General features: G+C 68.4%; 10 protein-coding genes. All 10 read right to left on the bottom strand.

Features of this window, described 5'->3' with window-relative positions; translation table 11 throughout:
• Positions 1-44 precede the first annotated feature (44 nt).
• Positions 45-1,499: a glutamate synthase subunit beta gene (locus WBL06_RS10220; protein WP_424455890.1), complete on the bottom strand. Its 1,455-nt coding sequence runs from the start codon at positions 1,497-1,499 to the stop codon at positions 45-47.
• Positions 1,492-6,081 carry a glutamate synthase large subunit gene (gene gltB / locus WBL06_RS10225; protein WP_424455891.1) on the bottom strand — a complete coding sequence of 1,530 codons (4,590 nt, stop codon included), beginning with the start codon at positions 6,079-6,081 and terminating at the stop codon, positions 1,492-1,494. The genes WBL06_RS10220 and gltB overlap by 8 nt, the downstream gene beginning before the upstream one ends.
• A gap of 108 nt (positions 6,082-6,189) precedes the next feature.
• Complete coding sequence (locus WBL06_RS10230; protein WP_424455892.1) at positions 6,190-7,284, bottom strand: prolipoprotein diacylglyceryl transferase; 1,095 nt, start codon at positions 7,282-7,284, stop codon at positions 6,190-6,192.
• A gap of 10 nt (positions 7,285-7,294) precedes the next feature.
• Positions 7,295-8,098: a tryptophan synthase subunit alpha gene (gene trpA / locus WBL06_RS10235; protein WP_424455893.1), complete on the bottom strand. Its 804-nt coding sequence runs from the start codon at positions 8,096-8,098 to the stop codon at positions 7,295-7,297.
• Positions 8,095-9,330 (bottom strand): tryptophan synthase subunit beta, encoded by a 1,236-nt coding sequence (gene trpB / locus WBL06_RS10240; RefSeq protein WP_424455894.1) that lies wholly within the window; start codon positions 9,328-9,330, stop codon positions 8,095-8,097. The genes trpA and trpB overlap by 4 nt, the downstream gene beginning before the upstream one ends.
• Positions 9,327-10,106, bottom strand: coding sequence for an indole-3-glycerol phosphate synthase TrpC (gene trpC / locus WBL06_RS10245; protein WP_424455901.1), 780 nt, complete (start codon positions 10,104-10,106; stop codon positions 9,327-9,329). The genes trpB and trpC overlap by 4 nt, the downstream gene beginning before the upstream one ends.
• 1 nt (position 10,107) lies before the next feature.
• A complete protein-coding gene (locus tag WBL06_RS10250) occupies positions 10,108-10,338 on the bottom strand; it encodes a DUF6704 family protein (protein WP_424455895.1) in 231 nt (76 codons plus the stop codon).
• Positions 10,339-10,371: 33 nt separating this feature from the next.
• Positions 10,372-10,791, bottom strand: coding sequence for a Trp biosynthesis-associated membrane protein (locus tag WBL06_RS10255; RefSeq protein ID WP_424455896.1), 420 nt, complete (start codon positions 10,789-10,791; stop codon positions 10,372-10,374).
• A 19-nt stretch (positions 10,792-10,810) separates the two neighbouring features.
• A complete protein-coding gene (locus tag WBL06_RS10260; RefSeq protein ID WP_424455897.1) occupies positions 10,811-12,352 on the bottom strand; it encodes an anthranilate synthase component I in 1,542 nt (513 codons plus the stop codon).
• A 97-nt stretch (positions 12,353-12,449) separates the two neighbouring features.
• On the bottom strand, positions 12,450-12,743 hold a 294-nt coding region (locus WBL06_RS10265), incomplete at its 5' end, for an HNH endonuclease signature motif containing protein (protein ID WP_424455898.1).

Consider the following 12,743-nt stretch of genomic DNA (forward strand, 5'->3'; position numbering starts at 1 on the left):
TTGCTGGTGGCGGTGAATGAAACGGGTTCGGTTGACGGTGAGACCTAGATCGTGAGGCCGCGGTCGGTGGGCTTCACCGGGAACGGCAGCTGGGTTTCACCTTCGAGGTAGCGGTCGACGGCGGATGCCGCGGCGCGGCCCTCGGCGATCGCCCAGACGATGAGCGACTGTCCGCGTCCGGCGTCGCCGGCGACGAACACGCCGGCCTCGCTCGTGGCGTAGTCGCCGTCGCGTTCGACGACGCCGTTCTCGAGCGGCACGCGCAACTGGCCGTGCAGGGTGTCGGTCTCGGGGCCGGTGAATCCCATTGCAATGAGAACCAGGTCGGCCGGGATCTCGCGCTCCGTGCCCGACTTCGGCACGCGGCGGCCGTCGAGGTATTCGGTCTCGGCGACGCGCAGAGCACGCACCTCGCCCGCGTCGTTGGACAGGAACTCCACGGTCGAGGCGAGGAACATCCGTTCGCCGCCCTCCTCGTGCGCGCTCGACACCTCGAACAGGGTCGGCGTCATCGGCCACGGCTGGTGCTCGGGGCGCTCCGACGGCGGTTGGATGCCGATGGCCAGGTTGGTGACGCTCAGGGCGCCCTGGCGGTGCGCGGTACCGATGCAGTCGGCACCGGTGTCGCCACCGCCGATCACGATGACGTGGCGCCCCTCGGCGGTAATCTGCGGCCCGACGTGGTCGCCCGCGACGACCTTGTTCTGTTGCACGAGGTAGTCCATCGCGAAGTGCACCCCGAGCAGGTCGCGGCCCGGGATCGGCAGATCGCGGGGCACGGTGGCACCGGTCGCGATCACGACGGCGTCGTAGCGCGAGCGCAGATCATCCCAGCTGATGTCGACACCGATCGTGACGCCGGCGCGAAACCGCGTGCCTTCGGCCTGCATCTGCGCGAGCCGCGCATCCAGCCGCTTCTTCTCCATCTTGAAGTCGGGGATGCCGTAGCGCAGCAGGCCGCCGATGCGGTCGTCACGCTCGTAGACGGCGACGGTGTGGCCCGCACGGGTGAGCTGCTGAGCGGCCGCGAGACCGGCGGGACCGGAGCCGACGACGGCGACCGTCTTGCCGGTGAGCCGCTCCGGCGGATGCGGGGTGACCCAACCGTTGGCCCAGGCCTGGTCGATGATCGAGACCTCGACCTGCTTGATCGTGACCGCGGGCTGGTTGATGCCCAGCACACAACTCGCTTCGCACGGCGCCGGGCACAGCGTGCCGGTGAACTCGGGGAAATTGTTGGTGGCGTGCAACCGCTCGATGGCCTGGCGGCCCTCGCCGCGCCAGATCAGGTCGTTCCACTCCGGGATGAGGTTGCCCAGCGGACATCCCGAGTGACAGAACGGCACACCGCAGTCCATGCATCGTCCGGCCTGGCGGCGCAGCTGCGATGGGTCCTGGTTCTCGTAGACCTCTTTGAAGTCCATGATGCGCACCGGAACCGGGCGGCGCTTCGGCAGCTCACGTTCCTGGACTTTGAGGAATCCCTTGGGGTCAGCCACCGGTCACCTCCATGATCCGTCCCCAGACAACGTCGCCATCGGGGTCGAGACCTTCTTCGATCGCATCCGCGCGCGTCTTGATCACGGCCGCGTAGTCGCGCGGCACCACCTTGACGAACGCGGCCATCGTGGCGGCGGGGTCGGCCAGCATCCGGGCGGCCAGCGCCGAGTCGGTCTCCGCGACATGCTTGCGCAGCAGATCCGTGAGAATCTCGACGTCGGCGCTGTCGAGGGGCACGAGCGCCAGTTCGCCGTTGGCCAGCGCGTCGCGGTTGACCCGCTCCTCGCGCAGCTCGTAGACATACGCCGTGCCGCCAGACATTCCGGCACCGAGATTGCGGCCGGTCGTGCCGAGGATGACGGCGAGACCGCCGGTCATGTACTCGAGCGCGTGGTCGCCCACGCCCTCGACGACAGCGGTCGCACCGGAGTTGCGCACCAGGAACCGCTCCCCCACGACACCGCGGATGAACATGCTTCCCTGAGTGGCGCCGTACCCGAGCACGTTGCCGGCGATCACGTTGCGCTCCGCCGGGAAGACGGCCGACCGCGGCGGGCGCAGGATGATCTGCCCGCCCGAGAGGCCCTTGCCGACGTAGTCGTTCGAGTCGCCTTCGAGCCGCAGAGTGATGCCGTTGGGCATGAAGGCACCGAGCGACTGCCCGGCCGAGCCGGTCATCGACACCTGGATCGTGCCCTCGGGAAGCCCATGCTCGCCGTGGCGCTTCGTCACCTCATGGCCGAGCATCGTGCCGACGGCCCGCTCGGTGTTCTTCACCGGCAGTTCGATCGTCACCGGCTCGCCGTGCTCGAGGGCTGCAGCGGCCCGGCGGATGAGTTCGACATCGAAGTGTTCGTCGAGTTCGTGCTTCTGCTGCACCCGGTTGCGCCGCGGTACGTCGTCGGCGAATTCCGGCCCCGCCAGGATCGGGCTCAGGTCGAGTCCGTCGGCCTTCCAGTGCTCGACGGCGCGGTCGACATCCAGCACGTCGGCGCGGCCGATCGCCTCGTCCAGCGAGCGGAACCCGAGCTCGGCGAGATACTCACGCACCTCCTGGGCCAGGTACTCGAAGAACGTCTCGACGAACTCCGGCTTGCCGGTGAAGCGGGCGCGCAGTTCGGGGTTCTGCGTCGCGACGCCCACCGGGCAGGTGTCGAGGTGGCAGACCCGCATGAGGATGCAGCCCGACACCACGAGCGGCGCGGTGGCGAAGCCGTACTCCTCGGCTCCGAGCAGCGCGGCGATGATGACATCCCGGCCGGTCTTCAACTGCCCGTCGACCTGCACGACCACGCGGTCGCGCATGCCGTTGAGCATGAGTGTCTGCTGGGTTTCGGCCAGTCCGATCTCCCACGGGGTGCCGGCGTGCTTGAGCGAGTTGAGCGGGCTCGCGCCCGTGCCGCCGTCGTGACCGGAGATCAGCACGACATCCGCCAGGGCCTTCGACACGCCCGCCGCGACCGCGCCGATGCCCGACTGCGAGACGAGCTTCACGTGGATGCGCGCGGCCGGGTTGGCCCGCTTGAGGTCGAAGATCAGCTGCTTGAGGTCTTCGATCGAGTAGATGTCGTGATGCGGCGGCGGCGAGATCAGCGCGACACCGGCCGTCGAGTGCCGGGTGCGGGCGATCCACGGGTACACCTTGGTGGCCATCAACTGGCCGCCCTCGCCGGGCTTCGCGCCCTGCGCCATCTTGATCTGGATGTCGGTGGCGTTCGTCAGGTACAGGCTCGTCACGCCGAACCGGCCACTGGCGACCTGCTTGATCGCGCTGCGCCGGGCCGGGTCCAGCAGACGGTCGACGTCTTCGCCGCCCTCGCCCGTGTTCGAGCGGCCGCCGATGCGGTTCATCGCGATCGCCAGGGTCTCGTGGGCTTCCTTCGAGATGGAGCCGTAGCTCATCGCGCCGGTATTGAAGCGCGCGATGATGCTCTCGATCGGCTCGACGTCGTCGAGCGGAATGGGCTTGCGCTCGCCCTCCTTGAACTTGAACAGCCCGCGCAGGGTCATCAGGTTCTCGGCCTGCTCGTCGACCAGCCGCGTGTAGTCGCGGAAGATGTCGTAGCGCCGGGCGCGCGTGGAGTGCTGGAGGCGGAAGACCGTGTCGGGGTTGAACAGGTGCGGCGGTCCCTCCCGGCGCCACTGGTACTCGCCGCCGACCTGGAGCCGCTCGTGCGCGATCGTCGCGCCGTCGAGGGGGTAGGCCGCAGCGTGCCGCGCAGCGTTCTCCGCCGCGATCACGTCGATGCCGACGCCGCCGAGCAGACTCGTCGTGCCGGTGAAGTACTGGTCGACGAACTCCTGGCTGAGGCCGATCGCCTCGAACGCCTGCGCGCCGGCGTAGGAGCCGACGACCGAGATGCCCATCTTGGACATGATCTTCAGCACGCCCTTGCCGAGACCCTTGATCAGGTTCTTGACAGCCTTCTCGGGCGTGATCCCGGTGATCATGCCGGAATTGACGAGCTGCTCGGCCGTCTCCATCGCGAGGTACGGGTTGATCGCCGAGGCGCCGTAGCCGATCAGCAGCGCCACCTGGTGCACCTCGCGCACGTCACCGGCCTCGACGACGAGACCCACCTTCATCCGCGTCTCTTGGCGGATCAGGTGATGGTGCACGGCCGACAGCATGAGCAGCGACGGGATCGGCGCGAGGTCGGCGTTCGAGTCGCGGTCGGAGAGCACGAGGAACTGCGCGCCGTCGGCGATCGCGTCATCCGCCTCTTCGCACATCTTCTCGAGCCGCTGCGCCATCGCCTCGGGACCAGAGTCGATGCGGTACAGCCCGCGGATCACCCGGGCCAGCTTCGGCCCGCGCTGGCCTTCCTCGGCCGGCCCCTCGATGTGCTGGATCTTCGCGAGCTCGTCGTTGTCGATCACCGGGAACTCGAGCACGACCTGGCGCGCGTGCTCGGGAGTCGCGGTGAGCAGGTTGCGCTCCGGGCCGAGCCCGAGCTTCATGCTCGTCACGACCTCTTCACGGATGCTGTCGAGCGGCGGGTTAGTCACCTGCGCGAAGGCCTGGGTGAAGTAGTCGAACAGCAGCCGCGGCCGGTCGCTCAGTACGGCGATCGGGGTGTCGGAGCCCATCGCGCCGAGCGGTTCGGCTCCGGTGATCGCCATCGGAGTGAGCAGGATGCGCACCTCCTCTTCGGTGTATCCGAAGGTGCGCTGGCGGCGCACGACCGACGCCGGGGTGTGCGAGATGTGCTCGCGCTCGGGAAGGTCGGCGAGCTGGATGCGGCTCGCGTCGAGCCACTCCTGCCACGGCTGGGAGGCTGCGAGTTCGGCCTTGATCTCGTCGTCTTCGACGATGCGCCCGGCGACCGTGTCGACGAGGAACATCTTGCCGGGACGCAGCCGTCCTTTGCGCACGATGCGGTCGGGCGGGAAGTCGAGCACGCCGATCTCGCTCGCCAGCACGACCAGGCCGTCGTCGGTCACTAGGAAGCGTCCCGGGCGTAGTCCGTTGCGGTCGAGCGTGGCGCCGACAAACTCGCCGTCGGTGAACACCAGGGCGGCGGGGCCATCCCACGGCTCCATCTGCATCGAGTGGAATTCGTAGAACGCGCGACGGGTGGGGTCGATGTCGACCTGGTTCTCCCAGGCCTCCGGCACCATCATCATCATCGCGTGCGGCAGTGAGCGGCCACCGAGGTTGAGCAGCTCGACGACCTCGTCGAACGACGCCGAGTCGGACGCCCCCGGGCTGACGATCGGGAAGAGCGGCTTCAGGTCGCCGAGCACGTCGCTCTCGAGCTGCGACTGGCGGGCGCGCATCCAGTTGCGGTTGCCCTGCACGGTGTTGATCTCGCCGTTGTGCGCGATCATGCGGAACGGCTGAGCCAGCGGCCAGGACGGGAACGTGTTGGTCGAGTAGCGCGAGTGCACGAGGGCCAGCTTCGACACGAAGCGCTCGTCGGAGAGGTCGGGGTAGAACGGCTCCAGTTGGAGCGTCGTCACCATGCCCTTGTAGACGAGCGTGCGGGCGCTCAGCGACGGGAAGTAGGCGCCCAGCTCACGCTCGGCGCGCTTGCGCAGGCGGAAGGTCAACCGATCGAGCTGGATGCCGCTGAGCGGCTGGCCGCCTTCGTCACCACGGGTGGCCTCCACGAAGACCTGCTCGAAGACCGGAGCTGCCTCCCGGGCGAGCGAGCCGAGGTGGGCGGGATCGGTGGGCACGTCACGCCACCCGAGGATGCGCAGCGACTCCTGCTCGGCGATGGTCGCGATCGCGGTCTTCTGCTCCTCGCGTTCGGCCTTGTCGGTGGGCAGGAACGCCATCCCGACGGCGTAGCGCCCGACGGGAGGCAGATCGAAGCCCGTGACGGCGCGCAGGAAGGCATCCGGGATCTGCGTGATGATGCCGGCGCCGTCACCGGTGCCCGCGTCGGAGCCGATCGCGCCGCGGTGCTCGAGGTGGCGTAGGGCGTCGAGTGCCTGCGTGACGATGTCGTGTCCGGCGGTGCCGCGCAGCGTGGCAACCATGGCGAGGCCGCAGGCGTCCTTCTCCGCGGCAGGGTTGTAGAGGCCCGCTGCCTGGGGAACGGTGCTGAACCGTTCATATGCGCTCTGAACCATGGGTACCGTCCTCACGATGGTGCCGTGGGACGTCGCTGGCCCAAAGGATGCTGTGTTGCGAGGTTGTGATCCGTGTCGAGTGCCGCTTACGGGTGCACGGCGTCGGGACTAGGGTCGGCTGGCTCCGCTTGTGGCGGGCACCGGAGTCGAACCGGCACCATCGCCGGGCTCATCGGAATCCGAATAGATTTCGTCGGAGTCTACCGCAGAGTCGGGCGTCCACTCCTTGCCGGGCAGGTAGACACTGGGTTCGATGCCGGGATGACGCTTCGTCTGCACGACGAGGACGATGACTCCGATCAGGATGAAGAACAGCGCGCCCCACACATTGGAACGGATGCCGAACACCGTTTCGCTCGGGTCGAGGCGGATCGACTCGAACCAGGCGCGGCCGACGCCATACCAGATCGCATAGAGGCCGAGCATTTTGCCCCAGTGCCAGGCGTCGCGCCGCACGAAGGTCGGCCAGGTCGGCAGGAGTCTGCCGATCCCTGCCGTCGCCTTGCCGAACGAGACCCGGTTTTCGATGAGCATGAGAATCGCGAAGCCGGCGAGCAACCAGAGGATCTCGTAGAGGAACGTGGGGTGGAACAGCGCATCGTCGGGGATCCCAACGGGGATCGCCGGGTTCGGACGGTCGATCTCGAGACCCCACGGCAGGTCGGTGGGAAGGCCGAAGAGTTCCTGGTTGAAGTAGTTGCCGAGACGGCCGAACGCCTGCGCGAGCAACAGCGTCGGAGCCATCGCGTCGACCGCGGCAGTGAATCGCAGACCAGCCAGACGGCCGGCGATGAAGACGCCGAGGGCGCCGAACAGCACGGCGCCGAAGATCGCGACGCCGCCCTCCCAGACTGCCCAGACGCTGCCGGGCTCGAGCGGGTTCCAGGTGTTCTTGCCTTCGCCGAAATAGTCGTCGGGATGCGTGGCGACGTGCCACGCTCGCGCACCGACGATGCCGAACACGACAGCCCAGATCGCGAGATCGATGACGAGCCAGGGCTCCGCCCCTCGGGCAGTCAGCCGGTAGTTCGACACCACGATCGCCACGGTGATACCGGTGAGGATCGCCAAGGCATAGACGTAGATGACCAGTTGTTCGGGGAACGAGGGGAATATCCCCACCAGCGCGTCGTGGATGAATCCCAGGGGGATCTCGAACGACGCCCAGTCGGACGGCGGGCTGGGCAGGCTCGGCAGAATCACGTCGGCGAGTCTACTTCCTGGTCACGGTGATGCCGGACGCCAACTCGGCGGCCTTCTGGGCGACGCCCGCAACCCCACCGTCGGCAAGGGCGGTGACGAGCGCGGCACCGACGATGGCGCCGTCGGCGTAGCCGAGCACCTCCGAGACCTGCGCGCCGGAGGAGATGCCGATGCCGACGCACACGTTCTCAGCCCCCACCGCGCGAAGGCGGCCGACGAGAGTTCGCGCGGCGGCATCCACATTGGCCCGCGCTCCCGTGATCCCCATCGTGGACACCGCGTAGACGAACCCGCGGCTGGCCTCGACGGTTGTCGCGAGTCGGGCATCGGTGGATGACGGCGCGGCGAGGAACACGCGGTCGAGGCCGGTGCGCTCGCTCGCTGCGATCCACTCGTCGGCGGAGTCGGGCGTGATGTCGGGGGTGATGAGGCCGGCTCCCCCGGCATTCACGAGCGCGTCGGCGAAGGCGTCCACCCCGAACTGCACGACCGGGTTCCAGTACGTCATCACGAGCACGGGGATGTCGACCCGCGCCCGCACCGCTTCGACGGCGGTGAACACGTCGCGCACCCGGAAACCGCCGGCGATCGCCGCCTCGGTGGCCTTCTGGATGGCGAGGCCGTCCATCACGGGATCGCTGTAGGGCAGACCCAGTTCGAGCGCGTCGACGCCGTTCTCGGCGAGGGCGATGGCCGCGTCGATGCTCGTGCCGAGGTCGGGGAATCCGACCGGTAGGTAGCCGATGAGGCTGCCGCGGCCGTCGTCGCGGTTCTGCGCGATGCGAGTCGCGACCGAAAGGGTGGGTACGGTCACGACTGCTTCGCTCCCTCGTCGAACAGGTCGAACCAGTCTCCGGCCGTGGCGACGTCTTTGTCGCCGCGGCCGGAGAGGTTGACCAGGATGATCGCATCGGGACCCAGCTCGCGACCGAGCCGCAGCGCGCCGGCAAGGGCGTGGGCCGACTCGATGGCCGGAATGATGCCCTCAGTCATCGAGAGCAGCCGGAGGGCATCCATCGCCTCGGTGTCGGTCGCCGGCAGGTACGTCGCTCGCCCGCGATCGTTGAGGGCAGCATGTTCGGGCCCGACGCCCGGGTAGTCGAGTCCGGCCGAGATCGAGTGGGATTCGATGGTCTGGCCGTCGTCGTTCTGAAGCACGTACGACCGCGACCCGTGCAGCACGCCCGGGCGACCGCGCTCGATCGTCGCCGCATGCTTCGGCGTGTCGACGCCGTCACCGGCCGCTTCGATGCCGATGAGCTTCACCTCGGCATCGTCGAGGAACGCGTGGAAGATGCCGATCGCGTTCGACCCGCCACCGACGCAGGCCATCACGACGTCCGGCAGCTTTCCGGTGAGGTCGAGCACCTGTTGGCGTGCCTCTTCGCCGATGATCTTCTGGAAGTCGCGCACCATCGCCGGGAACGGATGCGGGCCCGCCGCGGTGCCGAAGATGTAGTTGGTCGTCTCGACGCTCGTGACCCACTCGCGGTAGGCCTCGTTGATCGCGTCCTTCAGGGTACGGCTGCCGGTGGTGACCGGGATGACCTCGGCCCCGAGCAACCGCATCCGGGCGACGTTGAGCGCCTGACGCTGCGTATCGACCTCACCCATGAAGATCGTGCATTCCAGGCCGAAGAGCGCCGCCGCGGTCGCCGTTGCAACGCCATGTTGGCCTGCCCCGGTCTCGGCGATCACGCGCTTCTTGCCGAGTCGCCGGGTGAGCAGCGCCTGCCCGAGCACGTTGTTGATCTTGTGCGATCCGGTGTGGTTGAGGTCTTCGCGCTTGAGGATGATGCGCGCGCCACCGGCGTGCTCGGCGAAGCGCGGCACCTCGGTGATGATCGACGGACGCCCCGTGTAGGTGCGGTGCAGTTCGGCCAACTCTGCGGCGAACGTCGGGTCGGCTTTCGCGGCCTCGTAGGCCGCCGCCAGTTCGTCGATCGCGGCGATCAGCGACTCGGGCATGAACCGGCCGCCGTAGGCATCGAAGAAGGGCCCGGGCCTATCCCGCAGGCTCTCCGCATTCTCAGTTGGGGTGGTCACTTTCCGGCCTCCAGGAAACTTGCGAGGGTCGCAACGGGGTCGTCGCCGGTGACCAGCGCTTCGCCGATCAGCACGACATCCGCCCCTGCTGCGCGGTAGTGGGCGACATCCGCGGGGTCTTTTACGGCCGACTCGGCGACGCGGATGACGCCCGACGGGATGCGGTCGGCGAGCGTTCCGAACAGGTCGCGGTCGAGTTCGAACGTCGACAGGTCGCGGGCGTTGATACCCACGATCGAGGCGCCGACGTCCAAGGCGCGTTCGACCTCGTCGGCCGAGTGGGCTTCGACCAGGGGCGTCATGCCGAGTTCCAGGATGAGTGCGTGCAGCTGCTGAAGTACCGGCTGACTGAGCGCCGCGACGATGAGCAGCACGAGGTCGGCGTCGGCAGCCCGGGCCTCGAACACCTGATACGGCTCGGCGATGAAGTCTTTACGCAGTACGGGAAGGTGAACGGCGTTGCGCACGTCGGTGAGGTCTTGAAGCGATCCGCCGAATCGCCGCCCCTCCGTGAGCACGCTGATCGCGCTGGCTCCCCCGGTCTGGTACGAGACGGCAAGGGATGCCGGGTCGGCGATCTCGGCAAGCGAGCCCCGGGACGGGCTGGCTCGCTTGACCTCGGCGATGATCTTCACCCGGTCGGCGGGCGCGAGCGCCGCGAGGGCGTCGCGCGCAGGCGGGCGGCCAAGTGCGACCGCCTCAACCGCGGGAAGCGCAAGCGTCGCGCGTCGTGCGGCCGCGTCGTCGACTGCGCCCGCGACGAGCTCCGCGAGCAGGTCAGGAATGGTTCTTCGGGACGTAGCGCGGCCCCTTGACGCCGTATCCGAGCTTCGCGAGCACGATGCCGAGCAGCAGACCGACGACCACGACGCCGCCGGAGATCCACACGAACAACGGCTGGTCGAACCAGAAGGCGAACGTGCCAGCGGTGAAGCCGATCAGCATGACCACTACGGCGACCCAGGCCGCAGGCGAATTGCCGTGACCGGGCTCGTTGTCGTCGCTCATGTAGGGAACTCCTTCGTCGGGGACCACGTCAGTCTACCGAGCCGAATCGGTCGGGTCGTCGCCTGCGCTGAGCGCGTCCCAGTCGCTTGCTGGGTCGCCTTCGAGACGCGAGCGGGAGTACCGGGATGTCGTGGCCGGCCAGTGACGCACGGTGGTTGCGACCCATCCGGCGGCGAGCATCTGGAGGGCGCCGCCAACGATCGCGATGACCACCGGCCCCGCGAGCTCGGGGTCGAGAACGGCCACGAGTACCACGCACGTACCGAGCAGCGCGATCAACGCCGACAGGATCACCCGGAAGACCGGTCCGGCGAGCAACATCGCGAACCCGGCTGCCGCGGACGCGAGGGCGAGAGCGCCGAACGCCGGGCTCGACCCGCCAGCGATCGCCGTGAGGGCGATCGGCACCGCGAGGGCGAGCAGCGCGACGAGGCGCAAGAGTGAGGGCTTCATCGGTTTGGTAGCGAGCCCATCACCGGATGTGGCGCATCGCGTTGGCGACGGCGACCGCTCGCAAGGGTGCCGCCGCCTTGTTCTGGGCTTCCCGCTGCTCGCTCTCGGCATCCGAGTCGGCGACCAGACCGGCACCCGCCTGCACGCGAGCGAGCCCGCCGACGATCGTCGCCGTGCGAATCGCGATGGCGAGGTCGGCATCCCCGGCTAGGCCGAAGTAGCCGACTACTCCTCCGTAGACGCCGCGCTGGGCCGGTTCGAGTTCGTCGATGATCTCGAGCGCGCGTGGCTTCGGCGCTCCGGAGAGCGTGCCCGCCGGGAATGTCGCGCGGAACACGTCGATGCTTGTCGCGTCGGGCCGCAGGTCGCCTTCGACGGTCGACACGAGGTGCATGATGTGGCTGAACCGCTCCACCTGCATGAACTCGGTCACCTCGACCGATCCGGCGACACACACCTTCGAGAGGTCGTTGCGGGCGAGGTCGACGAGCATGAGATGCTCGGCCTGTTCTTTGGGGTCGGCGAGCAGCTCGTCGGCGAGGTCGACATCCTGTTCCGGTGTCTCCCCACGAGGCTTCGACCCGGCGATCGGGTGCGTGATGACCCGCCCATCGGCCACCTTGACGAGCGCCTCAGGGCTCGACCCGACGATGGAGTATCCCGAACCGTCGGGAGCCTCGAGCGTGAGCAGATACATGTACGGGCTCGGGTTGAGCGTGCGCAGCACCCGATAGACGTCGATCGGTTCGGCGGTAATCGCGTGGTCGAACCGCTGCGAGATGACGACCTGGAAGACGTCGCCGTCGCGGATGTACTCGCGTGAGCGTTCTACGGCGGCGATGTACTCGGCCTGGGGGGTGCGGGCGATCGGCTCGGGCGCGATGTCGAGATCGACCTCCGCGAGCCACGCCTCGGTGGGCGCGGCGAGACCGGCCTGCAGTGCGTCGAGGCGCTGCTGTGCGTCGCCCCACAGCGTCTCGTCGTCGTCGGCGCCGTCGTTGATGGCGGCGGCGATGAGGATGGCGGCGCCCGTGCGGTGATCGAGGGCGACGAGTTCGGAGACGAACGAGAAAGCCTGGCCGGGCACGTCGTAGTCGGCCGGAGGGGCATCGGGCAGTCGCTCGAGCTGTCGCACCGCCTCCCAGCCGATGAAGCCGACGAGTCCGCCGGTGAGCGGTGGGTGGCCCTCGACCTGCGGGGTGCTCCACCGCTCGTAGAGATGCGCGAGCGCATTCAGCGGTGTTGCCGGAACGTCAGACCCCAGCGCCCTCTCCGCCGACAGGCCGTAGTCGAGCCACGTGACCCCGCCGGCATCTTCGGTGAGCACTCCGAGCGATCCGACGCCGACGAACGACCAACGCGACCAGATTCCCCCCTGCTCCGCGGATTCCAGAAGGAACGTCCCAGGCTTTCCGACCGCGAGCTTGCGGTAGACGCCGATCGGGGTCTCCCCGTCGGCGAAGAGGCGGCGCAGCACCGGAACGACGCGATGCCCGGCGGCGATCGCCGCGCGGAAGTCGGGGCGGGAGGTGCTCCCTGCCGAGGTGGTCGTCGTGGTCATGCGTCGATTGTCGCAGGGTTTCGAGACGCGTCGCCCGTCGGGCGGCGCTCCTCAACCAACGTTCGCCCCGAGACCGAGTGCTCCCCCACGCCCGGCGTCAAGACCTTCGCCGCAGCGGGCTTTTGCTGGTGAGTTCGATGGGCTTTCGGATGCCGGGTCCCCCGGGTGGCGGATACATGAGCCACGTGCCGTCGGGTCGATCGGGTGGTCGGATCGACCAGCCCATGTTGTGGATGAGCATGTGATGGAACCGGCACAGCAAGACACCGTTGGCGATGTCGGTCGGTCCGCCGTTGTCCCATTCGATGGCGTGGTGGGCTTCGCACCAGGAGGGTGGTCGGTCGCAGTCGGGGTGGGCGCAGCCGCCCCAGATGGCGGCGAGGGCGATGCG

Origin of the sequence: Pseudolysinimonas sp. (assembly GCF_049651805.1) — a bacterium.
In the GTDB taxonomy this organism is placed as follows: Bacteria; Actinomycetota; Actinomycetes; order Actinomycetales; family Microbacteriaceae; genus Pseudolysinimonas_A.